The organism is Lentzea sp. NPDC004782 (assembly GCF_040609115.1).
Taxonomy (GTDB): domain Bacteria; phylum Actinomycetota; class Actinomycetes; order Mycobacteriales; family Pseudonocardiaceae; genus Lentzea.
In genome coordinates, this window is the sequence record NZ_JBEXJN010000030.1 from 43417 (window position 1) to 68941 (window position 25525).

The 25525-nt window shown below is 70.7% G+C and carries 22 protein-coding genes; 7 read left to right on the top strand and 15 right to left on the bottom strand.

All coding sequences use genetic code 11. From position 1 onward, the window contains the following. Positions 1–472: 472 nt before the first annotated feature. The gene (locus tag ABZV40_RS26780; protein ID WP_355447013.1) at positions 473–1678 is read right to left on the bottom strand and encodes a DUF222 domain-containing protein; all 1206 of its coding nucleotides are present in this window, start codon (positions 1676–1678) and stop codon (positions 473–475) included. A 396-nt stretch (positions 1679–2074) separates the two neighbouring features. After that, positions 2075–3721, bottom strand: coding sequence for a glutamate--tRNA ligase family protein (locus ABZV40_RS26785; RefSeq protein WP_355447016.1), 1647 nt, complete (start codon positions 3719–3721; stop codon positions 2075–2077). Positions 3722–3797: 76 nt separating this feature from the next. On the opposite strand from ABZV40_RS26785, the gene ABZV40_RS26790 reads away from it, so the two are divergent. Then, entirely contained in the window at positions 3798–4979 is a 1182-nt protein-coding gene (locus ABZV40_RS26790) for a zinc-dependent alcohol dehydrogenase (RefSeq protein ID WP_355447019.1), read from the top strand. A gap of 19 nt (positions 4980–4998) precedes the next feature. Then, positions 4999–5619, top strand: a complete 621-nt coding sequence (locus ABZV40_RS26795) for an L-threonylcarbamoyladenylate synthase (RefSeq protein ID WP_355447022.1) — start codon at positions 4999–5001, stop codon at positions 5617–5619. Between the two features lie 54 nt (positions 5620–5673). On the opposite strand, the gene ABZV40_RS26800 is transcribed toward ABZV40_RS26795, so the two are convergent. Further along, positions 5674–5871: a hypothetical protein gene (locus ABZV40_RS26800; RefSeq protein WP_355447025.1), complete on the bottom strand. Its 198-nt coding sequence runs from the start codon at positions 5869–5871 to the stop codon at positions 5674–5676. A gap of 240 nt (positions 5872–6111) precedes the next feature. Between ABZV40_RS26800 and ABZV40_RS26805 the strand changes: the two genes are divergently transcribed. Further along, positions 6112–7089: a hypothetical protein gene (locus tag ABZV40_RS26805; RefSeq protein WP_355447028.1), complete on the top strand. Its 978-nt coding sequence runs from the start codon at positions 6112–6114 to the stop codon at positions 7087–7089. A gap of 313 nt (positions 7090–7402) precedes the next feature. Here ABZV40_RS26805 and ABZV40_RS26810 read toward each other — a convergent pair whose 3' ends face one another. Continuing rightward, a complete protein-coding gene (locus ABZV40_RS26810) occupies positions 7403–7984 on the bottom strand; it encodes an NUDIX hydrolase (protein ID WP_355447031.1) in 582 nt (193 codons plus the stop codon). Positions 7985–8112: 128 nt separating this feature from the next. Here ABZV40_RS26810 and ABZV40_RS26815 point away from each other — a divergent pair, with 128 nt between their 5' ends. Then, on the top strand, positions 8113–9210 hold the full coding sequence (locus ABZV40_RS26815; protein WP_355447033.1) for a helix-turn-helix transcriptional regulator: 1098 nt from the start codon (positions 8113–8115) through the stop codon (positions 9208–9210). A 96-nt stretch (positions 9211–9306) separates the two neighbouring features. On the opposite strand, the gene ABZV40_RS26820 is transcribed toward ABZV40_RS26815, so the two are convergent. Beyond that, positions 9307–10203, bottom strand: a complete 897-nt coding sequence (locus ABZV40_RS26820) for a ParB N-terminal domain-containing protein (RefSeq protein ID WP_355447036.1) — start codon at positions 10201–10203, stop codon at positions 9307–9309. Positions 10204–10283: 80 nt separating this feature from the next. After that, positions 10284–10676 (bottom strand): CoA-binding protein, encoded by a 393-nt coding sequence (locus ABZV40_RS26825; protein WP_355447039.1) that lies wholly within the window; start codon positions 10674–10676, stop codon positions 10284–10286. 117 nt (positions 10677–10793) lie between these two features. Here ABZV40_RS26825 and ABZV40_RS26830 point away from each other — a divergent pair, with 117 nt between their 5' ends. Then, positions 10794–11216 (top strand): YciI family protein, encoded by a 423-nt coding sequence (locus ABZV40_RS26830; protein WP_355447042.1) that lies wholly within the window; start codon positions 10794–10796, stop codon positions 11214–11216. Here the strand turns inward: ABZV40_RS26830 and ABZV40_RS26835 are convergent. Together ABZV40_RS26835 and ABZV40_RS26840 are read right to left on the bottom strand one after the other, a co-directional pair. After that, positions 11210–11971, bottom strand: coding sequence for a helix-turn-helix domain-containing protein (locus ABZV40_RS26835; protein WP_355447045.1), 762 nt, complete (start codon positions 11969–11971; stop codon positions 11210–11212). The genes ABZV40_RS26830 and ABZV40_RS26835 overlap by 7 nt on opposite strands. A gap of 108 nt (positions 11972–12079) precedes the next feature. After that, positions 12080–13000, bottom strand: a complete 921-nt coding sequence (locus ABZV40_RS26840) for a helix-turn-helix domain-containing protein (RefSeq protein WP_355447048.1) — start codon at positions 12998–13000, stop codon at positions 12080–12082. Positions 13001–13155: 155 nt separating this feature from the next. On the opposite strand from ABZV40_RS26840, the gene ABZV40_RS26845 reads away from it, so the two are divergent. Then, positions 13156–13866 carry a Crp/Fnr family transcriptional regulator gene (locus tag ABZV40_RS26845; protein ID WP_355447051.1) on the top strand — a complete coding sequence of 237 codons (711 nt, stop codon included), beginning with the start codon at positions 13156–13158 and terminating at the stop codon, positions 13864–13866. A 45-nt stretch (positions 13867–13911) separates the two neighbouring features. Next, positions 13912–14319 carry a DUF6069 family protein gene (locus ABZV40_RS26850; RefSeq protein ID WP_355447054.1) on the top strand — a complete coding sequence of 136 codons (408 nt, stop codon included), beginning with the start codon at positions 13912–13914 and terminating at the stop codon, positions 14317–14319. A gap of 61 nt (positions 14320–14380) precedes the next feature. On the opposite strand, the gene ABZV40_RS26855 is transcribed toward ABZV40_RS26850, so the two are convergent. The 7 genes from ABZV40_RS26855 to ABZV40_RS26885 all read right to left on the bottom strand — a co-directional run bounded on the left by ABZV40_RS26855 (position 14381) and on the right by ABZV40_RS26885 (position 25511). Then, the gene (locus ABZV40_RS26855; RefSeq protein WP_355447056.1) at positions 14381–15382 is read right to left on the bottom strand and encodes a beta-ketoacyl-ACP synthase III; all 1002 of its coding nucleotides are present in this window, start codon (positions 15380–15382) and stop codon (positions 14381–14383) included. A 13-nt stretch (positions 15383–15395) separates the two neighbouring features. Continuing rightward, positions 15396–16763 carry an aldehyde dehydrogenase family protein gene (locus ABZV40_RS26860; protein ID WP_355447059.1) on the bottom strand — a complete coding sequence of 456 codons (1368 nt, stop codon included), beginning with the start codon at positions 16761–16763 and terminating at the stop codon, positions 15396–15398. Positions 16764–16778: 15 nt separating this feature from the next. Beyond that, positions 16779–17453: a PAS domain-containing protein gene (locus ABZV40_RS26865; protein WP_355447062.1), complete on the bottom strand. Its 675-nt coding sequence runs from the start codon at positions 17451–17453 to the stop codon at positions 16779–16781. Between the two features lie 378 nt (positions 17454–17831). Next, complete coding sequence (locus ABZV40_RS26870) at positions 17832–20525, bottom strand: AAA family ATPase (RefSeq protein ID WP_355447086.1); 2694 nt, start codon at positions 20523–20525, stop codon at positions 17832–17834. Beyond that, positions 20525–23134 (bottom strand): LuxR C-terminal-related transcriptional regulator, encoded by a 2610-nt coding sequence (locus ABZV40_RS26875; protein ID WP_355447065.1) that lies wholly within the window; start codon positions 23132–23134, stop codon positions 20525–20527. The genes ABZV40_RS26870 and ABZV40_RS26875 overlap by 1 nt, the downstream gene beginning before the upstream one ends. Positions 23135–23286: 152 nt before the next feature. Beyond that, positions 23287–23736: a hypothetical protein gene (locus ABZV40_RS26880; protein WP_355447068.1), complete on the bottom strand. Its 450-nt coding sequence runs from the start codon at positions 23734–23736 to the stop codon at positions 23287–23289. A gap of 74 nt (positions 23737–23810) precedes the next feature. Then, a complete protein-coding gene (locus ABZV40_RS26885; RefSeq protein ID WP_355447071.1) occupies positions 23811–25511 on the bottom strand; it encodes a 3-hydroxyacyl-CoA dehydrogenase NAD-binding domain-containing protein in 1701 nt (566 codons plus the stop codon). Positions 25512–25525 lie beyond the last annotated feature (14 nt).

A 25525-nucleotide genomic window follows, 5' to 3' on the forward strand; every position in this document is an offset into this window, starting at 1 on the left:
ACTTTGTGTTACGTCTGCGTCAATGGGAACGCTCTCACGACTTTTTCCCGGCCTCCTGCGCGCGTCTCGCTTGGCCTCCGGATGGCCGGTCGTGGCGGTGGTCCGGTTGGAGGGGGTGGCTTGCGTTGGCTGGCGCCGGTTCCAGCGGAGGGGTCGCCTGCCGTGCGGTGGGTCACCCCGCGTTGGTGGTTGCGTTGGGCCGTCCTGACGAGCCGGGTCATTTCATCGCCGCTTCGCGACGATTGCGATTGGGGCTTGACTTCGAGCCTCTGGCGAGATGCTTTTCGGCCTTCAAAAGCCGGGCATGAGGAGCCCGGCCGATCCGAACACGGTAGCATCTCGCACTCAAAGTCAAGCCCCAATCGCGTGGGCTGGGCACGTCATCACCGCTCACCGAGTCGGCATTAGGCCCTTTCGGGCTCGCTTCGCTTCGCCACGGCCAGGCGCCGGGCGGCGGCGGTGGCGGTGGCGGTCACGCGACCGAGCCGACGATATTTCGTCTCGGCTTTTGATCCGGATCGAGCCAACTGGGCGGATAGAACGTCGGTAGGCCGTGCACCATTCTCACTTCCCACTCACTGCGGTGGATAAGCGTGTGGTGATGGCGGCACAGCAGCACCGCGTTCTTGACCGACGTATCGCCACCGTTCGCCCAGTGGCGGATATGATGCGCGTCGCAGTGTTTGGGCGGTCTGCCACAGCTGGGAAACGCACAACCCTTGTCACGAGCCACCAGAACCCGGCGGATTCCGGCGGGGAAGCTGCGGGTCTTGCGGCCGATGTCCATCGGCTGCGACCGCTCACCCAGCACCAGCGGAATGATCCCCGCACCACAGGCCAGCCGACGCACCTCCGCGGCCGCAATGCGCTCACCGTTGTCCAGCATGCCCTGACCGAGCTTGTCGGCCAGGTCCTCGTAGCGCATCGTCACCGTCAACGTGACCGGCTCACCACCATGCTCCGGCAACTGATCCGCCCGCAACATGAGGTCGACCAGCTCGGCCAGCGCATCACCCTCACGCTCAGCCCGCGACCGCGGGTCCGGGCCTTCCTCGGCCGTGGTGGGACGGGGCTTGGCCAGCGGATCCAGCAGCGCCTCGTACTTGACACCGGTGACCTTGTCCAGCCTCGCCCGGATCTCTATGCAATCGCCCTTCCACTGCATCACGTGCTGGTTGACCTGCCGCACAGGCTCGGGATCGCGTGGCTCCGGATCGTTCTGAAGAAGCGCGTAGACCAGCTTGCGGCCCATCGCCCGCAGCTCCACCGGATCATGCGCACGGGCGAGGTCGACCACCGTCTGCTCGCACTCGGCGGGCAGGTCCTTCATGATCTCGGCGACCACCGCGACATGCTCGATCGACAGCACGCCCTCGGCCGCCGCCGACGCGGTCACCGGCAGCTCAGGCGCGATCTCGCTGCCGGTCGGCGTGATTCCCGACGCGAGCAGCGCGGCATTGGCCACCCACTGCTTGGCGGTTTTCCGGCTCCAGCGGACCGCGTGCTGCAACACCTGCGGCAAGTCCTTGTACCCGAGTTCGCTCGCGGCACCACGCCGATTCAACTCGGCAACCTTACGCATCACCGCGTACTGACGAGCCTGAAGATTTGCCACCTCATCGACGAGAGCGCTCAGCACCTCGCCGGTGGAGAGAAGTGGAAGGTCAGGTTCGATCACGTGTTCTACTCTACCGCAAGATCACGAGACAATAACGGCTAAATCCGTACACAAAAGTGTGAACCGCCCGCCCGGCCCACCCGAAGCGACGGCGAAGCCGAGCCCGAAAAGGCCTCATACCGACTCGGTAGGCGGTGATGACGTGCCCAGCCCACGCGATTGGGGCTTGACTTTGAGTGCGAGATGCTACCGTGCTCGGATCGGCCGGGCTCCTCATACCCGGCTTTTGAAGGCCGAAAAGCATCTCGCCAGAGGCTCGAAGTCAAGCCCCAATCGCAATCGTCGCGAAGCGGCGATGAAATGACCCGGCCCGTCAGGAACAACCCAACCCAGCCACCAACGCAAACGGCCCCCAGCTCCCGAAGGAACCAGGGGCCGTCAAACCCAGCGAAGGCCTCAGCCGACGAGCGCGCGCACCCGCCGCAGCACCTCGTCACGGCCCAGCGTGCGCGCCACCGAGTGCAGGTCGGGGCTGCGGGTCGACCCGGTGAGCGCGACGCGGATCAGCTGCGCCGCCTCCTTGATCGAGCCGGGGTAGGCGTCGGGGTTCTTCTTGTACTCCTTGGGGTTCGGCGCGAAGCCGTGCTTGCCCGCGAGCTCGCGGATCTGGCCGAACCACTCCTGGCCGTCCTCCAGGTCGACGTACCCGTCGGCGAAGTCGGCGGCGAACGCGGAGATCAGGTCCGGGGACAGGCCGCCCAGGCGCTCGTCGGAGCGGTCGGAGACGAGCGGGAACAGCGACGGGAAGAAGAAGCCGTAGGCGGTGCGGAAGTCCGACCACTTGCGGAGGTCCTTGCGCGGGTTCGCGACCTCCGGGCCGCGCTCGACCTGCAGGGCCGCCAGTGCCGCGTCGCGCTCGGACGTGAGCACGGTGACCAGCTCGGGGTCGTACGTGGCTGCCCACGCCGAGATGCGGGAGATGATCTCCTCGCCCGACAGGGTGGCCACGTAGTCGGCGGCGATGTCCTCCAGCTTGACGAGGTCGACCAGCGGCCCGGCGACGCCGCACTCGGCGAGCGAGATCGGGGCGGCCAGGGCCTCCGGGAGGGGAAGCTCCGCCAGGCGGGCGTTCACGAGGCCGCGCATGTAGTACTGGACGGCCTCGGCCGGGAAGCCCGCCTCGATGAAGAACTCGACGGACGCCTCGGGGTCCTTGCGCTTGGAGAGCTTGCGGCGGGAGCCGCCCTGCTGCTTCATCAGCGGCGCGATGTGGGCGTACTCGACGCGCTCGAAGCCGAGGGCGTCGAAGAGCTGCAGGTGGGTCGGGACGGAGGAGATCCACTCCTCGCCGCGGATCACCAGGTTCACGCGCATCAGGTGGTCGTCGACGGCGTGCGCGAAGTGGTACGTGGGCAGGCGCGGCGACTGGTCCGACGCCTTCAGGATCACCACGTCGTTGCGGTTGGCCTCGTGCTCCAGCGGGCCGCGGATCGCGTCCACGAACGAGGTCCGCTCCCCCGCCTTGCCCGGCGAGCGGAAGCGGACGACGTACGGACGGCCCTCGTCCAGAGCGGCCTGGACTTCCTCGGCGGTCTTGTCGCGCCAGATCGCCCAGCGGCCGTAGTAGCCGGTGGGGAGCTTGGTGGCCTGCTGGCGCGCGGTGATGTCCGCCAGCTCCTCCTTCGTGGCGAAGCACAGGTAGGCCTTGTCCTGGCGCAGCAGCTCACGCACGTACGTCAGGTAGATCCGCTCGCGCTGCGACTGGTGGTACGGGCCGTACGCGCCCACCGAGTCGGCCTCGTCGGGCTCGATGCCGAAGTAGGCGAACGCCCGGTTGAACTGGTCGACGGCGCCGGGGACCTCACGGGCCTGGTCGGTGTCCTCGACGCGCACGATGTACGAGCCGCCCGACTGCGAGGCCAGGTCGCGGTCGATCATGCCGACGTACAGGCCGCCGATGTGCAGGAACCCGGTCGGGGACGGGCCCAGGCGGGTGACCTTCGCGCCCTCCGGAAGCTGTCGTGGCGGGTACTGCTCCTCCCAGAAGGACGGCTCGGGCAGGTCCGAGGGGAACAGGGCGTCGACGACGGCACGGTCGAGCATCGCTGAGGGTCTCCAAAACCGGGGAAAGAAGTACGCCCAGGTTATCAACGTCAGGGCGTGGGGAAAGCCACTGGGCATGAAGGCAGTCACTTGGCACGGCAAACGCGACGTCCGGGTCGACAGCGTGCCCGACCCGGCGCTCAAGGAACCCGAGGACGTGATCGTGAAAGTCACGTCGTCCGGCATCTGCGGGTCCGACCTGCACCTCTACGAGGTCCTGGGCCCGTTTCTCACCGAGGGAGACATCCTCGGGCACGAACCCATGGGGGTCGTGGAGGAGGTCGGCGCGCACGTCACGAACGTCAAACCGGGCGATCGGGTGGTGATACCGTTCAACGTCTCGTGCAACTCGTGCGTGATGTGCAACCAGGGCCTGCAAAGTCAATGTGAGACCACGCAGGTTCGTGAGCACAATTCCGGTGCCGCGCTCTTCGGGTACACGAAGCTCTACGGCCAGGTGCCGGGCGGCCAGGCGGAGTACCTGAGGGTGCCGTTCGGCAACTCGCTGCCGATCAAGGTGCCGGACGGGCCGCCGGACGACCGGTTCGTGTACCTCAGCGACGTGCTGCCCACCGCGTGGCAGGCGGTCGAGTACGCGAACGTGCGGGAGGGCGGCGTCGTCGCGGTCCTGGGTCTCGGCCCGATCGGCGACATGTGCTGCCGGGTCGCGCAGCACAAGGGCGCGCGGGCGATCGGCATCGACCTCGTCCCGGAACGGCTGGCCCGCGCCAAGGCGCGCGGCGTCGAGACGATCGACCTGCGGGGAGCGGGCAAGCGGCTCACCGAGGTCGTCAGGGACCTCACCGCCGGCCGCGGCCCGGACGCCGTCATCGACGCGGTCGGCATGGAGTCGCACGGCGCGCCCGCCGCCAAGATCGCCCAGCAGCTCACCGGCCTGCTGCCGGACCCGGTGGCGCAGCGCGTGATGAAGGAAGCCGGCGTCGACCGGCTCAAGGCGCTCTACAGCGCGATCGACATGGTCCGCCGCGGTGGCACCATCTCGATCATCGGCGTGTACGGGGGCATGGCCGACCCGATGCCGATGCTGACGATGTTCGACAAGCAGCTGCAGCTTCGGATGGGTCAGGCCAACGTGTGGCGGTGGGTGCCGGAGATCCTGCCGCTGCTCACCGACGACGACCCGCTGGGTGTGGACGACTTCGCCACGCACCGGCTGCCGCTCGAAGACGCCCCGCGCGCCTACGACACGTTCCAGAAGAAGAACGACGGCATGGTCAAAGTGCTGCTCAAACCTTGATCGGCATATCCTGCCCCGCATGGCCAAGTACCTGGACGTCCACCCGGTCAACCCGCAGAAGCGCGCCATCGACCAGGCCGTGCGGATCCTGCAGGAGGACGGCCTGATCGCGTACCCGACCGACTCCTGCTACGCGCTCGGCTGCCGGCTCGGCAACAAGGACGGCATCGACCGCATCCGCGAGATCCGCAAGCTGGACGACAAGCACCACTTCACGCTGATGTGCGAGAACTTCGCCCAGCTCGGCCAGTTCGTGGTGGTGGACAACGCGGTGTTCCGCGCGGTCAAGGCCTCCACGCCGGGCAACTACACGTTCATCCTGCCCGCGACGAAGGAGGTGCCGCGCCGCATGATGCACGCGAAGAAGAAGACGGTGGGCGCGCGCATCCCGGACCACGTCGTGACGCAGGCGCTGCTGCAGGCGATGGGCGAGCCGCTGCTCACCTCGACGCTGCTGCTGCCCGACGAGGCGGAGCCGCTGATCGACGGCTGGGAGATCAAGGAACGGCTCGACCACGTGGTGGACGCGGTGATCGACTCCGGCGAGTGCGGCACGACGCCCACCACGGTGGTGGACTTCTCCAGCGGTGAGGCCGAGATCATCCGCTACGGCGCGGGCGACCCGACCCGCTTCGAGTGAAAAGGTGACGCGGGGGCCTTTCGTTTCCTCCCGGGGAACGAAAGGCCCCCGCGTTCACGGCGTCCGCGTCGCGAGCCGGGCGGTCTGACCGGAGCCGGGCACCGCCATGATGTGCTCGCGGTCCTGCGACACCACGGTCACCGCGCCGCCCGACGACTTCGCCGGGTAAGCGCTCTCCGCCGCGGCGGCGACCGCGGGCACACCGCTGATCAGGGCTGATGCGAAGACGGTCGAGATCATTGTGCGCAGCACGATTACAACCTCCATCGGCAGGGGTGGCGGTGACCGGAGGAAGTCACCGTCCGTGACCAGCACGTTACCGTGAAAGAGCAGGTCAGGACATCAGTCGATTGGCGGTGATCATCTCGGCCGGCGGTGTAGAACAATCCCTTCGGCCGCCGACATTCAGTTTCACCCGGATGGTGCATCCGGAGTAACGTCCGACGAGGTATGCCCGACATGCCCGGCAAAGCATTTCCGCGCGGAGGACGGATGTCTGTCTCACCTGAGCAGCTGATGGAAGAACTGCGCACGTTGTGCCGGGGGCGCGGGGTGCAGACTCCCGGAATCGACCTGCACGTCGGACCGGCGCTGCGCCAGGTGTGCGGCATCGTGGAGTCGGACGGCGCGGAAGCCGTGCGGACGAAACTGCGGGACTGGGTGACGAACGCGGCGCGCGCTTTCCCGGCGGAGGTCCGCAACGCAGTTCTGGCGCCGCTCGGACTGCACGAGGAAGCGCAGTTCCGGTTCCTCAACGAACGCATCGAGTGGCTGGCGAAGCAACAGGACCGCGGTGCGCGCACGGTCCGCAGGAGGATGGAGTCCGGACTGCAGCGCCTGGTGGAGGTGGCGCTGCAGCCGGCCCCGTCGACGGCACGCGTGGCGCCGTCGGAACTCTGGCACGTCAAGGAGTTCGACGCGCTGCTCAAACTGGACGGACCGACGCCCGCGTGCACGGAACGCCGGACCGTCGTGGCCGACACCGACGGTGTCGACGAGATCGCGTGGTCCATCACGATCCCCGCCCCCACTCCCGACGGCGCACCGGGCGACATCGACATCGAGGTGTTGCACGGGGTGGAGCTCATCGGCCACGAGCGGCCGTCCCCACGACGGTTCCTCATGAAGCTGCGGTTGCCCCGACCCCTCAACGCGGGACAAACGCACCAGTTCGCGCTTGAGGTCAAGGTGCCGCGGGGACAGTCGATGCGTCCGACCTACGTGTTCTGGCCGGAGCGGATGTGCGAGTCGTTCCGGCTGAGGGTCCGGTTCGACCGGGACGACCTGCCGGAATCGGTGTGGCGCGTCGAGGAGGCCCTGGCGCGCGACACCGATGACCTGACGCCTTGGCCGAAGAAGCTGCCCATCGACGAGATCGGTGAGATCGACGTGTCGTTCCCACATCCCCGTCAGGGCCGCGGCTACGGCGTTCAATGGACGCCACGGGCTCAACCGAGCACGTTCAGCTGAACACACCACTGATCAGCAAAAGAAATGCGGTTCCACGGCTGACACCTCCCTTTGAGATCAGGGAGAACCGCAGTCCGAATTCGGTCAGATCACCGTTACCATGAAAAAGCTGCCGACCATGAATCCCACGAACAGGCAGATCGCGGCAACCTTCACAACGGTGGCGAGTGAGCAGATCATTCTCATCGAGAAATTCACCTTCTCATCCTGACTGGCTTTCGGGCTGAAGTTCTCGCCGATGCACCAAGAGTGGCTTTCCGCCAGTCGAATGAGAACGGGTTTCCTGTTTCCTGCCGAATGAGGAAACCCTCTGTTATTTCTGGGCCGAGCGGCGCAACGCCATCACGAGCAGGGCGTGCGAGCTGCCGGCGTGCGGGAGCATGCCCTGCTCGACGAGGTCGAGGGCGCGGCAGAACGGCATGGTCCGCACGCGCAGGTCGGCCTCACCGGGCCCGAGGGTCGGTTCGCCCTGCGAGAGGCCGGTGGCCAGGAAGATGTGGTCGACGTGGTTGCTGAGGCTGTCCGCGCCGTGGATCTGCCCGAGGCGCTCCCACCGCGAGGCCTGCAGCCCGGTCTCCTCGGCGAGCTCGCGGCGTGCGGCGGTCTCGGGGTCGCTGTCGCCGTCCTCGACGGCACCGCCGGGTAGTCGCCACTCGGTGCCGCCGTGGGTGTAGATCCACTGTCTGGTCAGCACGACGTGATCGTCGTCCTGCAGCGCCAGCACCGTGACGGAACCGGGTGCCACCACGTGGGTGTACGTGCCGAGTCCTCCGTCCGGCAGCACGACGTCGTCGCTGCGGACCTCGAACCACGGGGAGCGGTGCACCACGCTGGTCGCCAAGCGCTGCCAGACCATCACCACACCAGCTGCCTCGTCGGAGCGTGTCATCGCCATGACTCACATGGAACCATCGACGGCAGCTCCAGATGATCCCAGTTGATCGTCAATCTCCGGACAATTAATGGACATTCCGCATCTGTGCGTTTGAACCCGTAGACACTGGCGGGAGGGGGGTGAAGCCGTTGGCGCCCACGTTCGCACGGGAGGTACGCCGACTGCGCACGGAGCGCGGGCTTTCACTCACCAGACTCGCCGAGAAAGTCCGGTACAGCAAGGGCTACCTCAGCAAGATCGAGAACGGTCAGGTGCGGCCGACGCCCGAGATGGCGCGGGCGTTCGAGGACGCGCTGCAGGCCGACGGCGTCCTGATGGCGCTGGCGGACACGCCGGCCCGGCCGATTCCAGCCGACGACAGGGTTCTGCTCACCTACGACGCGATGTTCGACCATCACCGGATGCTGGGCTATCGCAGCGATCCGGTGTCGGTGCTCGCCGCGTTGCGCCCTCAGGTGGACGTGCTGAGCACGATGGCCCGCTCCGCCGACGATCCCGGCCTGAGCAGCGGCCTGTGGCTGCTCGCCGCGAGGTACGCCGAGTACGCGGGCTGGATGGAGCAGGAACGCGGCGACGACGCGTCAGCGGCCGAGATGACCAAACGCGCCGTGCACTACGCAGTCAAGGGCGGCGACCACGAACTGGAGGCGTGGGCACTGGTCCGTGCTGCCGAGTTCGCGCTGTACCGCGGCGACGCGCGCGCCACCGTCGAATGCGCGCGCCGGGCGAGCAGGTCCCGTTCACCGGCGATCCAGGCCGTTGCCGCACAACGGGAAGCACAGGGCTACGCGCTCGCGGGTGCGGCCACGTTGTGCGAGGCGGCGCTCGACCGGGCCGCGACGCTGCAGGAGAACATCGGCGCGTCCCGGTACGGCAGCACCAGCGTGCCCGACCAGGTGGCCATCGCGACCGCGTGGTCGTACCACGACCTGGGCCGCCACGCCGAGGCCGCCGCGATGCTGGACGTCGCGGTCCCGCAGATCGCGCCCGCCGCGATGCGCGCCCGCACCCGGTTCGGTCTGCGCCAGGCGCTCGCGCACGCCGAGGCGGGCGAGCTCGACCACGCCTGCGTGCTGATCGCCGACCTGCTCGACGACATCCGGCAGGTGCAGTCGGCGACCGTCCACATAGACCTGACGTCGTTCAGCAAGCTGCTGTCCCGCGCCCGCCCGGCGGCGGGCAAGGAGCTCGCGCGCGAGATCAGCGCGATCCTGTTCGCCGTGTAGCGCCATTTGCTCGATGAAGGGCTCCTTCATCCACCTCAGGTGGAGCAAGGCGCCCTTCATCGACGGCGAACGCGCGCAGGACCTGTGGCCGGATGCCTAGACGGCTTGGCGGCGGTTCTCCCGTTCCAGCGCCTCGGCCATCTCCGCCCACACCTCGGCGCAGCCGCGTGCCATGTCCGCGACCAGCTCCCGGCAGTGCGACGGCACCCCGTCCACGACCGGGGCCCACTCGCCGGGCGACACCGCGTGCGCCTCCAGCCACCGCAGCAGCGAGCGGCCGTGTTCGTTGAACCGCAACGAGGGATCGCGGCGCAGGATCGGCAGGGTGGTGCTGGGCGCGCGGACCTCGCCGCGTGCCGCGGGCACCTCGACCTCGGCCGATTCGGCGGCCCGCATCCGTTCCGGCACGGGGTCGAGGCCCGCGAGCAGGCGCCGCCGCACGTCGCGGACGGTGCCCGGCGACACCCCGGCCGCCCGCGCGATGTCGCGCAACGACGCCGTGGGCCGTGCCTCGATCATCTCTCCCGCCAGGCGGCGGCCGGCGGCGGAGTTGACCGGGCGGACCTTGCCGTCGCGCCCGATCCGGGTGGCCGCGCGGCCGCCGACGGCGCGGCGCAGCACGCCGACCGACTTGGCCGCGAGGCCGGTGGACGCCGCGATCGCCCGGTCGGACCACTGCGGATGCGACCGCAGCACCCGCCGGGCGGCGGCCTCGCGGTCGGCGGTGGTCAGCGTCGCGAGGTTCAGCGACACCGACAGCACGAACACCTCGTCCGCCGGTCCGTCGACGTACTCGACCTCGACCGAGCGGGATCCGCGCAGCACGGCCGCCCGCAGGCGATGCGTTCCGTCGACGACCCTCATGGACCCGCGGTGCACCAGGATCGGCGCGAGCTGGGCGCCGGACGTCGCGAGCGAACGAACGAACTCCTCGCTGCAGCCTCCGAGTCGCGGAGAGTCCGCGGGCCGCAGCACATTGATGTCAACGAGCATGCGAGACAAAGCCCCCCAGGCTTGGTGTCCCCGGAACCCCCAGGCGTCCGAGGACTTCTCGCCGCAGGGTATCCAGTCGGTCAACCGGTGCGCCACTCGATCGCGGGGCAGACGTCCATGACCATGCGCAGCCCGGCGGCCTTCGTGCGCGCGTACGCCGCGTCGTCGACCACGCCGAGCTGGAACCACACGGCACGGGCACCGATCGCGACGGCCTCGTCCGCGAACTGGCCGGCGTCCTCGGAGCGGCGGAACACGTCCACGACGTCGACCGGGAACGGGATGTCCGCCAGTGACGCGTAGCCCTGCTCGCCGTGCACGGTCTGCGCCGACGGGTGCACCGGCACGATCTTCTTGCCGTGCTGCTGCAGGAACCTGGCCACGCCGTGGGCCGCGCGCGACGGGTTGTCCGAGAGCCCCACGATGGCCCAGACCTGGCAGTTCCCGAGAATCCACTCGACGTCTCCGCGCATGCGACCGAGCCTACGCGTGTGACACCGGTCACAATTCGGGCTTGCTCGTCGAAAGGCGGCCGGCCCGATCGACGCGTGAGTGGAATAAGGGCACACCGGGACATCGAGGAGATCGAGATGCGGTTCATGGTCATCGTCAAGGCCAACGAGGACAGCGAGAACGGCGTCATGCCGACCGCGGAGGAGCTGGCCGCGATGGGCGACTACAACGAGGAGCTCGTGAAGGCCGGCGTGATGCTCGCCGGTGACGGCCTGTACCCGAGCTCCAAGGGCGCGCGGGTCGCGTTCGACAGCACCGGCGCGACCACGGTGACCGACGGGCCGTTCGCGGAGACCAAGGAGCTGATCGCGGGCTTCTGGATCTGGGAGCTGCCGTCGCTGGAGGAAGCCGTCGAGTGGCTGAAGAAGGCGCCCTTCCGGACCGGCGAGGTCGAGATCCGGCAGGTCCACGGTGCCGAGGCGTTCGCCGACATCGTGACGCCCGAGATCCAGCAGCAGGAGGAACGGCTGCGCGAGCAGCTCTCCGCCCGCACTCAGTGAGTGCGCGGCAGCGGCACCTGGGGCGACGAGTGCGCGGTCAGCGCGATGCTCAGCGTCAGCAACGCGCGCGGCGAGGTCGGACGGCAGCCGGTGAGCCGTTCGACCTGCCGCAGGCGGTGATCCAGCGTGCTGCGGTGGATGTCCAGGCGGCGGGCCGCGGCGGCGCGGTTGCCGTCCTCGGCGATGAACGCCCGCACCGCGTCCAGCAGAGGTCGTTGCGCCACCACGGGTTCGATCATGCGGGCCAGCCGTTCCGCGACGTGCGGCTGGCGCAGCACGGCGAAGTCCGCGAGCACGGAGCGCAGCTCGTAGACGCCCGGCGCGCGGCCGGAAGCGATGCGCAGCACATCCTCGGCCGTCGCGCGGGCCGCCGCCAGGTCGCGGCGGGGCGCCCAGGCGACCGCCATCCACACCTCGCCGGCGAGCCGGTCGTGCAGCTCCCGCGCCAGGCCCGCGTGCTGGTCCTGGGCGCACGGCAGCAGCAGGTAGCCACCGCGCACGCCGTCGAGCACGAAGACGTCCGCGTCGTCGCGCACCGCGGCGAACACCTCGGCGGCACCGTCCTCAGTGGACGCGCAGAACGCGATGACGGCGTAGGCCAGAGCGAGTCCCTCGAATCCGTTGTCACGCCCGGCGAGCAGCGTCCTGGCGAGCTGACGTCGGGTCGCCACGTCCTCCACGGGCGGGAGGTCGAACGGACTGAGGATGTCTCGCAACACATCGCCCAGCAGCCTGCTGTCCGCAACGGTGGTCACGCGTCGCCTCCCTGAGGTGTCTCGCCCCGCAACCGTAGGCAACTGTCGACAGTTGGCACAGATGGCTTGAGGCACCCTTAACGTTCGCCGGAGACGTTCGGAACCGTTTCAGCCCAACGCGTTCGCGCGGCTCATGCCGATCGCCGTGCCGAGAACGGCGAGGTCACGCGGGCTGACCGGGCTCAGTCCGGTGAGCTGCTCGACCTGCCACAACCGGTAGTCGATGGTGCTGCGGTGGATGAACAGCTTCTTGACAGCTACCGCCCGGTTGCCGTCGGCCTCCAGCAAGGCGAGCACCGTCTCGACCAGGACGGGGTTCGCGAGCAGCGGCGCGACGACCTTGCCGAGCTCGTCGCGGACCTCGGGCGTCTGCAGGACCGCGCTCTCGAACAACATGTCGTCGATCCGGTACACGCCCGGCGGCCGGCCGAGTGACGCGGCCAGCGCGTCGATCTCGTCGACCTCCTTGCGCGCCAACGCGACGCGGGCGGCGGGCCGTTCCGCGACGCAGAACCACACCTCGCCGCCGAGCTCCGCGCACACGTCCCGGCACACCGGCAGCGCGGCCGCCTCGGCGAACGGCAGCAGCACGTGCCCGGACGTCGCCCGCAGCACCGGGCCGCGCTTCCGGAAAGCGCTTACCGCCCTGTCCGCCAGTACTCCCCGCACGGAGACGACCGAGTAGAACGGCGCGGCGTCATCGGGGGCGTGCCCGGCGAGCAACGCGTCGGCCAGTCCGTCATCGTTGTCACAGAACGCGGACAGGAGCTCCGCCGCCAGCGCGGTGCCCGCGGCGGCGAGTGCCCGCGCGTCGCCGTCGTCGTCCAGCATGGACTCGGTCAGCAGCCTGTCGGTGGACCGCAGGGCCACGACCACCTGGGCGAGGGGGACTTTCGCCGCGGCGAGCCGGGAGCCGACGCGGTGCGCGACCGTCACGGCCTCGTCCTCCCAGCCGTCGGCGTCGGCGGCGGCCGCGCGGTAGACGGCGAGGAACTCCTCGTGCAGCAGACGACCGACGTCGAATAGCACGGGTTGCTCCTCCCCTGTGTCGTGCCCCTGAAGGATTTCAGGCTCCGCCGTGGGGAAAACCCCAGCGTTTTCGAGCGCCACGCCAGTGTCGGCCACCCTAACGTCGAGTGCGCGCCCGGTCGCGGCCAGTCAGCTCGCACGAAGTGGAGACCGAAGTGGCACCTCAGCTGCTCGCCCCGCCCCGGCCGGCGGTCCTCGCACCCTCCAGCGAGGCGTGGCGCCAGTTCGCGCACGCCCTGGAGCCCGTGGAGTTCGCGCGCGGCGACGTGCTGCTGCGCCTGGGCGCGCGCACCGAGGAGCTGTTCGTGCTGCGGTCGGGCAAGGCCAAGACCTGCTGCACGTCCGCGGACGGCCGCGAGATGGTGCTGGACTTCCACTGCGCGGGCGACGTGCTGGTGGAGCCGACGCTGTTCGACGCCGCGCCCGCGGTGTCGACGACGGTCGCGATCACCGACGTGCGGGCGGGCCGGATCTCCCGCGCCGACCTGACGAAGTGGCTGGCGTTGTGCCCGGAGATCACCGAGCGGCTGCTGGGCTGCATCGCCCGCCGTCAGCGCGAGTCGCACCGGATGCGCATGGACGTGGTGCAGCTGGACGCCCCCGCCCGGCTCGCGAAGGCGTTGCTGCGGCTGGCGGGGCGGTTCGGTGCCGCGCAGCGCGGTGCCCTGCTGATGATCGAGGACCTCACCCAGGAGGAGCTCGGCCAGTACATCGGCTCGCGGCGCGACACGGTCAACAAGACGCTCTCGGACTTCGCCCAGCGGGGCTGGATCTCGATCGAGCGCAAGAGCATCTTCCTCACCGACCCGGCGCAGCTCTCGCGCAGGGTGCGCGTCGGCATGCCCGCCGTGCCCGCCCAGCGCTGAACGTCCTGCGCTGAAGAATCCGCCTGTCCGAAGAGGAGTCGCTCCATGCCAACACAAACCCGGACCAGCACGGGCAAGGTCGTGCTGGGTGTCGCCGCCGCAGTCGTCCTCGCCTGCGCCGGCAACGCCGTCGTGTCGTTCCTGGCGCAGGCGCTCGGTGCCGATCCGAACGCGGTCGAAGGCCTGCAGCCCAAGGGTTACGTCGTGCTCACCACGATCGGCGTGGTCATCGCCGCGTTCGCGTGGGCGTCGATCCGCAAGCGCGCCGAGGATCCCGCGCGCACGCTCGGCAAGCTCGTGCCGATCGTCGTGGCCGTCTCGTTCCTCGCCGACGTGCCGGTGTTCTTCCTGCCGGGCGCGTCGGCGGTCGGCGTGGTCGCGCTGATGGTCATGCACGTCGTCGTGGCCGCGGTCGCCGTGCCCGTCTTCCACCGCGTGCTCCCGATCGGGTGATTGATGAACGGCGCATTTGTCCACGTGAGGTGGACGAATGCGCCGTTCGTCGTTCCCACGGTTACTCGGAGAGACTGATGTCGGGCCACACCAGGGTGGTGGCACCCCAGGTGAGGCCGCCGCCGAACGCGGTCAGCAGCACCTTGTGGCCTGCCCGCAGCTCACCGGACCGCACGCCGTGGGCGAGGGCGAGCGGGATCGAGGCGGCGGAGGTGTTGCCGACGTCGGTGATGTTGGAGACGAACTTGTCGCGCGGCACGTCCAGCTCGGCCGACACGGCGTCGAGGATCCGGGTGTTGGCCTGGTGCGCGATCACTCTGTCCACATCGGACGCGACCCAGCCCTGCCGCTTGATGGCGTTGCGGGACGCGGCGGACATGCGCGCGACCGCGTTGGCGAAGACCTCGCGGCCTTCCATCTGGAAGAACTTGTCGCCGTGCGGCACGATGTCGCGCGTCGACCGCTGCCTCGACCCGCCCGCGGGCACGGTGATCAGGTCGGACAGCTCGCCGTCGGAGCCGAGGTCGAACGGTCCGAGCGCGCCCGGTTCGTCCGGGGATCCGGCCCGCAGCACGACCGCCCCGGCGCCGTCGCCGAAGATGACGGACGTGGTGCGGTCCTGCGGGTTGAGGATCGTGGAGTAGGCGTCTCCGCCGATCACGACGAGGCTGTCCGCGATGCCGGCCGTGATCAGGCCGGCGCCGACGCCGAGCCCGTACACGAAGCCCGTGCACACGGCGGCGATGTCGAACGCGGGGACGTCGACGAGGCCGAGCCGCGAGGCGATCTCGGGTGCCGTCGCGGGGCAGGGCCGGTCGGGGGTGGTGGTCGCGAGGATCACCCCTCCCGCGCCCGGCACGCCCGCCGACCGCAGGGCCCGCCGCGCCGCCTGCACCGACAGGTCCGAGGTCGCCATGCCGGGTTCGACCACGTGGCGCGTGGCGACCCCGATCCGCGACCGGATCCACTCGTCGGTGGTGTCCAGCTTGGCTGTCAGCTCGTCGTTGGTGACCACTCGCGGCGGGAGCCATGACCCCAGTCCCGCGACCACCGCTGCGCGCATTCTCCGACCTTCCTCACGGTTGGTCCGCCAGCACTTCCGGCAGGAAGCGGCTGGGAAACCCTTGGAACACCACAGGACGCTGGAACCTCTCGACCGCGCGCACGCCGACGGAGGTGTGGAACGGGGACGTGGTCGCGGGCCACGGCCCGCCGTGGTGCATGGCGGGTGTGGTCGCGATGTCGTTGGGCCACTGGTTCCACACGACGCGCCCGGCCCGCCCGGTCAGCTCGCTGACGAGCTCGGGCAGGACGTCGTCGTCCTCACCCTGGACGGTCGCGGTGAGCTGCCCGGGCAGCGCGGCGGCGAGTTCGAGCAGCTCGTGGCTGTCGCGGTAGGTGGCGACCACGGCGACGGGCCCGAAGCACTCGGACAGCGCCTCGTCGTGGCCCTCCAGGATGGCGGCGGCGGTGGTGCGCAACAACGTCGGTGCGTGCCCGCCGGCGCCGGACCCGCCTTCGACCACCACGTCGAGGAACGCGGTCAGCGCCTCCACGCCGGTCTCGAAGCGCTTGGCGACGAGTTTGTTGAACAGCGGTTCGGCCCGCAACGCGCGCACCTCGGCGGCGACGTCGTCGGCGAAGTCCTCCGGTACGACCACAAGTCCGGGTTTGGTGCACAGCTGCCCGCTCCGCTGCGCCAGCGCGTGGGCGAACCCGCGCGCGATCTCCGCGCCGCGTGCCCGGACGGCCTGCCGGGTGACGAACACGGGGTTCACGCTGCCGAAGCCGCCGTAGAACGGGATCGGCTCGGGCCGGGTGGCGGCGAGGTGGTGCAGTTCGCGGCCGACGCGTGAGCTGCCGATGAACGCGACGGCCTTGATCCGCGGGTCGAGGACGAGCTGCCGGGCCCGGCGCTGGCCGTGCACGAGCGCGAACACGCCTTTGGGGAGCACTTCCTCGACGATCTCGGCGGTGCGGTCGGCGAGGTCGGGGTAGCTGTGGCTCGCCTTGACGACGACCGGGCAGCCGGCGGCGAGCGCGGAGGCGGTGTCGCTGCCCGCCACGGAGAAGGCGAACGGGTACGACGTCGAGCCGAAGACGGCGACCGGGCCGAGCGGGATCAGCATGCGGCGCAGATCCGGCCGTGGTCCGGGTGGCCAGTGCGGGTCCTCGCGGTCGATGACGACGCCGTTGACCGCGCCGGAACGCAGGTACTCGGCGAACGAGCGCAGCTGGAAGGTGGTGCGGGCCACCTCGGCGCGCAGCCGTTCGCCGGGCAGCCGGCACTCCCACTCGGCCAGCGCGACCAGCTCGCCGCTCTCCCGGTCGAGCGCGTCGGCGAGGGCGCCGAGCGCGGCCGCGCGGTCGTCCGGGCTGGTCGCGCCCCATTCACGGGCCGCGTCCGCCGCCCGGTCCAGCACCGTGTCGATCGAAGACGGCATGACCTGGGACCCGTCCTACTTGATGTAGTCCGCCGAGACCCGGGGCGGCCAGCTGGCCACGCTCAGCACGCCGAGGCTGTAGGCGCGGGACACGAGCGCGGCCCGGTTGGGGGCCTTGAGCTTCTTGAGCATCGTGCCGACGTGGTATTCGACGCCCTGCCGCGACAGGAACAGCCGCGAGGCGAGCCGCACGGTCGACTCGCCGGTGGCGATGCCCTCCAGGATGCGGGCGTCGAGCTCGGTGAGGATGCGGTTGCGGTCGACGACGACGGCGTTGGGCTGCTCGCCCTTCTCCGGGTTCACGACGACGACGAACTGGACCAGGTCACCGTGCGCGTCGTGGACGGCGATGCCGGTGATGTCGCCGGTGAAGACGGCGTGGCGGGGGCCGATGCCGGCGAGGTGCTCGACGAAGCGCTCGCGGCGGCCCTCGGCGAGGCGGTCGAACTGCTTGCGCATCGGGCCGTGCACGCCGGGGTGCAGCAGCTCGTAGAAGCTGCGGCCGAGCAGGGTGGCGCGGGAGTGCCCGAACTGGGCGACGAAGTCGTCGTTGGCCTCGACGACGCGCAGCTGGAGGTCGAGGCGGGCGAGGCAGAGACCGGACCGCTCGAGCAGGGAGCGGAACACGTCGGCGTCGGGAACGACGGTGGTGTGGTCAGGTGCGAGAGAACCAGCGGCAACAGTGTGCATGGGAGAGAAACCCTCTCGATCTCGGACTCGGCGTTCCGCGACTGCAGCAGAAGAGAAACTTGCGGCGGTCGCCAGGCGATCTAGGTTTATTTCCTGATTCCCGCCTTGACACGATGAATCGTAGGAAGATCTGCCGAACGCGGTCAACGAGGTGTGAGGGGTGGCCCCTAATGTTGTGGTAGGGGTGGCCGGGGGGTTCGGGGAGGCGTCCGAGTATTTCGGTCGGACGTTTCGGGTGCGTCTCACCTGATGGTGTGCCACCGCGCTGAGCTGGGCAGATACCTACCGGGCCGGTTGAGACGGCACCGCACGGTAACTGAGGTGCGACTCAACTGTGCGCGAAGTGCGCACAAGAAATTCGTAGATGTGTCGCGGATGTTACGCGGGCGGCGGGAAGGCTCTCGCGAGCGCGGCGGCGAGTTCCGTGCGGCGGCGGATGCCGAGCTTGCGGAACGAGTTGGTGAGGTGCTTCTCGACCGCGCGCGAGGTCACGGCGAGCTCTTCCGCGATTTCGGCGTTGGTGAGTCCTCGGACGACCAGCCCGGCGACCTTGAACTCCGTGCGGGTCAGTGCCACGGCAATGCCCGGTGAATTACCGTCGAGTTCCCGCGCGATTCTTCCGGCGAGCCTTTCCGCGCCGGAGGCGAGTGCGAGCCGGTGTGCCTCGTCGAGGTGGCGTTGTGCCTGCGGGTCGCCGTCGGCGCGTTCGCGGGCGCCGAGGTGCAGCAGGGCCTTGGCGCGTTCGAACGGGTTGGCGTGCAGGATCTGGGCGGCCTCGTGCAGCATCGCGAGCCCCTGCCGGCCGGGGGTGTAGCGGCCGAGCACCGACAGCGCCCGCCCGATGCCGACCGGCGCGCCCCACTCGACGGCCCGGTCCCAGGCCCGGGCGGCGGTGTCGCGTGCGGCGCTGAGGTCGCCGAGCCGGGCGTGCAGTCCGGCGGCGGTGACGCACCACGGCAGCAGCACGGGGTTGCGCCAGCCGACGCTGTCGAGCACGCGGCCGCAGTCCAGCAGTCGTTCCAGCGCCTGGGCGTGCCGTCCGGCCAGGCCCTCCCCCGCCGCGTGCAGCATGCGGTAGGCCGCGTCGACGCCGGGCGTCTCCTCGCGGTCGGGGCGGGAGGCGAGGATCCGGGCGATCAGGTCGGGGTCGCGCAGTTCCATGGCGGCGGCGGTGAGCCCGATCGCGGCGGTCGTGTCGCCGCGCCAGTCCAGCACGGCGAGGTCGACGGCCTGTTCGGCGGCGCGGTGCGCCTCCCCCGGTCTGCCCAGGTGCATCAGCACGTACGACTGCTGGGCGCGGATCAGCGCCTGCTCGACGGTGGTGGTGGCCTGGCCGAACGCGCGGTCGAGCCACGGCACGGCCTCGTGCGCGGCGTCGGCGGCGGCGAGCACCTTGATGAGCAACGGGATCGCGGTGTGGACGTGCCGCGGGTGCGGTGGTTCCTGCTTGAGCACGGCGGTGGCGAGGTCCGCGACCTCGTGTGCGGGCAGGCGCGCGGTGAGCATGGCGGCGTCGAGCAGGACGATCTGCAGCTCGCGCCGGGCGGGTGTGCCGCCGTCGATCTGCTTGAGGCGCTGGACGGAGTCGGCGAGCAACGCGGGGTCGGAGTGCCACACGTACCGTTGCCGGGCTTCGAGCCGGTAGGCGAGCTCCTGGTGGTCGCCGAGCTCGGCGGTGACCTGGTCGATGAGGTCGCGCACGGGTCGTGGCGCCTGCCCCAGCGCGGTGGGTGCGATCCGCACGAGCGCGGCCGCCCGGTCCTCGACGTCGCGGAACAACGGCACGGCGTAGGAGATGTGCCGGACGGACGCGGCGGGGTCGAAGAACCGTTCGGCGGTGGCGAGGTCGACGAGCAGCCGCGCGCGGTGCTCGGAGTCGTCCGGCACGTCCCGCAACGCCCTGCGCAGATACCGGGCGGCGACCTCGGGCGCGCCGCGGCGCAGCGCGGTGGCGGCGGCTTCCCGCAGCGTCTCGACCGCCCAGCGGCCCTGGGTGGCCGTGATCGCGAGGAGCCGGGCCGCGACCTGTTCGGCGGGCCTGCCGTTGTCGTGCAGCAGCCGCACGGCCCGTGCCTGCCAGTCCTCGCGTTCGCGGACGGGCATCGACTCCTCGACGGCGTCGCGGACGGCGGGTCTTCTGATCACGAACCCGGCCAGGGTGAGGGTCCGGTGTGCCGCGCGGGCCTGCTGCTCGGTCAGCCCGGCGAGCTGTCCGGCGAGGTCGTCGTCCTCTCCCAGCACCGCGAGGGCTTTGGCGAGGTCCCGCACGTCCTTCGGTTGCGTCGCGAGCCCGCGCACGAGCCGTTCCTTGAGGCGGGCGGGCCGCAGTTCGAGGACGTGCGGGACCTGGTCGGCGGTGGGGGTGGTGACGTGGTGCAGCACCGCGTTGAGGAACAACGGGTTGCCGCCGGTGACGGCGTGGCAGGCGGTGACGAACTCGTCGTCGGGGTGGCGGCCGGTGCGGTGTTCGACGAGCTCGGCGACGGCCTGGCGGGACAGCGGTTCGAGCCGGATCTCGGCACTCCGGAAGTCCTCCCGCTCGCCGTCCCTGGTGGCCGCGACGAGCAGGATCGGGTGCTCGGGCAGGGTTTTCGCCAGTGCGGTGAGCCAGCGCGACGACGGGTCGTCGGCCCACTGCAGGTCGTCGACCAGCAGCAGGGTGGGCCGGTCGGCGCCCATGGCGCGGGTGAGGGCGGTGAGCCCGGTGACCGCGGCTTCCTGCACGGCGAACACCGTGTCGGCCGCGGTCTCGGGCGGGAGGTCGTCGGAGAACACGGGGCGTGCGAGGCCCGCGGTGCCGGTGAGCCAGCGTTGCGCGGACTGCCCGGCTCGTGCCAGTGCGGGGTCGAGCAGCTGGCGGGCGACGCCGAACGCGAAGTCCTGTTCCAGCGGCGAGCAGGTCGCGGTCAGCACGCGCATGCCGGTCGCCCGCTCGTGCAGTGCGCCGAGCAGTGCGGACTTGCCGCAGCCGAGCGGTCCGGTGATGACGATCCGGTCGCCGTGGCCGTCGCGGGCGCGGTGCAGGGCGCGGGTGAGCCGGCGCAGGGCGCCGGCGCGTTCGAGCAGGATCATCACGAGGCCAGGACGTGCGCGAGCTCCGCGCGGCTGGAGATGCCGAGCTTGCGGTAGGCCCGCGTGAGGTGCACCTCGACGGTCCGCAGCGTGACGAACAGGTGGTCGGCGATCGCGCGGTTCGTGACGCCGGCCGCGGCGAGCTCGACGACCTTGCGCTCGCTGGCGGTCAGCACCGCCAGGCAGTCCGCTGTGGACGGAACGCGCATCCGGCCGCCGACGCCGTGCAGCATCGTCCTGGCCGCGTCCGCGAGCGTCCTGCTGCCCGCCCGCAACGCCAGCCCGACCGCGGCCCGCAGGTGGGTGCGGGCCTGCCTGGCCTGTCCCGCGCCGGTCCACCGCTGTCCGAGCAGCAGTTCCGCGCGTGCCTGCTGCAGCAGCGACGGCACGGCGGCGAACCCGTCGGAGGCGGCCTTCGCCAGGTCCAGCGCGGCCGGTCCCGAGGTCGTGAAAGCCCTGGCCAGCAAGGAGAACGCGACGGCTTCCCTGGTCGGCCAGGCCTTGGCCAGCCGGTCGACCTCGCGCATCGCGGCGCTCGCGTCGCGCCCGGCGAGGGTGAGCACGTGGACGATGTCGGTCCAGGACGGCAGGGTGCTGGGGTCGCTGAGCCCGGTGGCGGTGAGCACCGTCGCGCACGCGGCCATCCGGTCCGCGGCGGTGGGGAGGTCGTTCTGCGCGAACGCGAGCCACGCGCTGGTGCGCAGGTATTCGCGGTGGACCGGGGTGAGGTGCCGGATGTCGTCCTCGTCGACCTCGTCCAGCAGCCGGGCCGCGAGGTCGGTGTGGCCGGTCTGCACCGACAGCCAGGCGAGCAGGATCACCGCGCGCGGCAGGTGCCAGCCGCCTGCGCGCATGGCCTGGACGGCGGTCGACGCGTCGTGCGTGGCCTTGGGGAGGTCGCCCAGCGACATGTGCACCAGCGCCCGTTGCACCAGCGATCGGCACTGGGCGAGCGAGTCGCCGTTCTGGGAGAAGGCGTCGACGGCCCGGTCGAGCACGGTCAGCGCTTCGGCGGTGTGCCCGGCGACGCGCAGCACGGACGCCGCGGACAGCATCGACCAGTCGGTGAGCGCGTCCGGGTCGGCGAGCGCGGCGCGGGCGTGCCCGACCGCCGTGCCGATCGGCCCGCCGCCGCGCATGGTGGCTTCGGCGACGACGCCGAGCAGGCACCGTTGTGCGGTGGTGTCACCGGCTTCGGGCGGGACGGCGCCCGCGACGGCGGCCGCGACGGCGTGGACGTCGTCGAGGTCGATCGACAGCTGCACCGCGTCGAGCAGGGTGGTCAGGTCCGGCGACACCGCCGGGTCCCTGGCCAGTCGCAGGAACGCGCGGGTGCGGCCGGTGAGCGCGTGCTTGACGGCCAGGGCGGCCCGCAGGTCGGGGTCGGTGGTGCGGTGGAACGCGGCGGCGAGGTGCTCGCAGGCCTGCGCCGGGTCGTGCCGGGACAGCTCGGTCGCGAGGCTGACCCGCAGCTCGACGTCGTCGGGGTTCAGCTCGACCAGGCGCCGCAGGTACCGGGCGGCGTCCCGGGGTGGTCCTCCGGCCGCGGCCTCGTGCAGGACCTGCGACATCCAGGGCGTGTCGACGGCGGGCAGGTGCACGAGCTGGTCGGCGACCGCGCGGACGTCGTGCCCGGCCTCGTCCAGCACGACGGCCGCCCGGCGCCGCAGGTCGGCGACCTCGGCCGGGTCGAGCACGTCCAGCACGCCCGCCCGGTACCACTCGCGGACGTGGTCGGGCAGGCCGTCGCCGAGCAGGTGCTCCTCGCGCAGTGCGGAGATGCCGTGTTCGGCGACGCGTGCCGAGACGCCGGCGAGCGGCCCGACGAGCTCTTCGCGGTCGACGACCACCAGTGCCGCGGCGATGGCCCGCAGGTGTTCCGGCTGGTCGCGCAGCCGTCGTGCGGCGACGAGCGCGACCGACTCCTGCCGGAGCGCGCGGGCGGCGCGGATGTCCGCGAGCACGGTGGTGAGGTGGCGCGGGTTGCCGCCGGACAGCCGCAGGCACAGGCCGGTGAACACGGCGTCCGGGCAGAAGTGCAGGGTCGTGGAGATCATGTCGGCGACCTGCGGCGAGGTCAGCGGCTGCAGGTCGACGACGTGCGCGCGGGCCAGGTCGGCGGGAAGCGGCGAGGTCTGCGACAGCACGAGACTGATCGGTTCGCCGCCGAGCCGGCGCAGGACGAAGTCGACCCAGCGCACGGTCGCGTCGTCGCACGCGTCCAGGTCGTCGAGCACCAGGCAGACGGGTGTGCGTTCGGCGAGCGCGACGACGTCGCGCCACATGCCGAGGTAGGCGCGGTGCAGGGCGGCGGCGGACGGGTCGGTGAGCTCCGGGACGGGCACGGCCGCGCCGGCGAGCAGGCGGCGGGCGACGGTGAGGGGCCGGCGTTCGCCGCGGCCGACCGCGGACAGCACGGTGGTGCCGGCGCGGGACTCGGTGCCGGCGGCCAGGCGCAGCACGGCGGACTTGCCGGACCCGCGGGCGCCGCGCACGAGCACGGCCCGGCCTCCCGCGCCGCGGCGAGCGGCGGTCGTGTGGTGCGCCACCGTGGTGAGCGCGCTCTCACGTCCGAACAGCTCGGTGACGGGTCTCGGCTGGTCGTCCACCACCTACCGCCTCAGGCTCGAAGAGATGACCTGCGCCGAGGATAATTGCCCCCGGTGACCGCTCCGCAAACTCCGCGAGGCAAGTGTCAAATTCTGGCACGGTGATTCCGCAATGTGCGCACGGTGATTGCGCGGTGGTTCCAGCCTGTGAGCTAATACGCGGCCACGCGTCCCGGCACGACCCGGTAGAGGCTGGGTTTCTCGGGCAGGAACGCGAGCCCGAACCGGGTGAGGAACTCGCCGAACTCGGCGTCGACGAAGTCGTCGTCGGGCAGGCCGTCCCAGGTGTCGGCGGCGGCTCTGGCGACCTCGACGGCGGTGCTGTCGTAGACGACGAGGTCGGGCAGGTCGTCGGCGAAGTACCCGCGGGCCAGGGAGATCGGCGAGGCGCTGTCGTCGAGGAAGCCCACCACGTCCCACCTGCCCTCGGTGGCCGCGGTGAGCGCGAGCCGGGCGGCGACCTCGGACGAGGTGGCGTAGGTGACCCGGTAGCCGCGCCGCACGAGCTCCTCGATGACCGCGAGCGCGGGTAGTGCCTGTCCCCGGGAGGGATTCGCGAAGATCGCGACGTGCCGCCGTCCCGTACCGACCTCCTCGGCCATCTGCGATGACCACCTCTCTGCGAACGACGAGCTGTCTGGTGGGAGTTCTACGGCATCGAATGCTCGGGAATCCCTCACTTTCCTTTGTGCGCGCCCCGGAAACCGCTTCCCGTTTTGACCCCGAGGTGGCCGGCGGCGACGAGCTGGCGCAGTTCCTCGGCGGGGGCGGGGTCGCCGGTCGGCGATGCCGCGCCGAGGGTCTCCAGAATGGCGAGCGAGACGTCGAGGCCAATGGTGTCGAGGAGCGTGAAAGGTCCCATCGGGTGGTGGAACGCGGTGACGACGGCGGTGTCGATCTCCTCGACGGTGACGTCGGTGCGGGCGAGCAGGCGAACGGCGTCGTTCAGATACGGGAACAGCACGCGGTTGACGATGAAGCCGACGCGGTCGGGGCAGTCGACGGCGGTCTTGCGCAGCCACTTGACCAGCGCGTGGGCGGTGGCGTGCACGTCGTCGGCGGTGTGTTCGGTGCGGACGATCTCGACGAGCTTCATGACCGGTGCGGGGTTGAAGAAATGCGTCCCGATCACGTCGGCGGGGCGGCCGGTGGCGTTGGCGCAGTCGGTGACGGAAAGGCTGGACGTGGTGGTGGCGATGATCGCGCCGGGTTTGAGGACGGCGTCGATTCCTTGCAGGACAGCGCGTTTGACGGACATGTCCTCGGCGACGGCTTCGATGACGATGTCCGCGCCGGCCAGTGCCTCGTAGCCGGTGGCGACGGTGAGCCTGGCGAGGACGTCCTGGCGGTCCTGTCCGGACATCCTCCCTTTGCGCACGAGTCTGTCGAGGGACGAACGGATCTGTTCCCGCGCGGCTTCGGCTTTGTCCGGGGTGCGGGCGACGATCGTGGTGGGAATGCCCGCCACGATCAGGGTTTCGGCGATGCCGCGGCCCATCAGTCCGGCGCCGGCGACACCGGCTGCGCGGATCTCGCGGGGGCGGCCGGCGGGGCCGCGGCCGCGGGGTGGCGGCACGATCTCGCCGCGGTCGTCGTAGCGGTGGAAGCCTCTGCCGGTCTTGCGGCCGAGATGTCCTCGTTCGACCAGGCGGTCGAGCAGCGGGCTCGGGCGGCAGGAGTCGGAGCCGGTGGTCTCGTGGAGCTTGGTGAGCGTGCTCCTGACGGTGTCGAGGCCGATGAGGTCGAGCAGGTGCAGCGGCCCGAACTTGAGGCCGCAGCCCAGTTTCACGGCGGTGTCGAGGTCCTCGACGGTCGCGTGGCCGGCGTCGGCGAGGTCGATCGTGCGGTTCATGCACGCGTGGAGCAGGGCGGTGGCGGCCTCGGCCGCCCGGCCGCCGAGATCGGTGATCTCGGTGCCGGCCAGCCGGGCCGCCTGGCGCGCCAGGTGAAGTGCCTCGGGTGAGGCCATGGCGGTGCTGATGAGGCCGGCGTGCCGCCCGTACGGCGGTGGGATGCAGTAGCGCAGTCCGACGACGCGGTCCGGCGCGCCGGACGCGATCGCGAGCTTCGCCACCGAGAGGGTCGGCGTGGTGGTGAGGAAGACCGTGCCGGGCGCGCACTGGTCGACCAGCCGGCGCAGCACGGTTTCCTTGGTGTGGAAGTCCTCCGGCAGTGCCTCGACGACGAGGTCGGCCCGTTTGAGGTCGACGAGCTCGGTCGCGAGGCTCAGCCGGGGAGCGTTCAGCCTGCGGTGGACGCGGGACAGGACGTCGAGGTCGCTGTCCACGCCGATGACCTCGGCCCCGTTCGCGAGCAGGACCCGGGTGAGGCCCTCTCCGAGGCTGCCGAGCCCCACCACGCCGATCACCAGTGGCATGTCCGTCTCCTCGC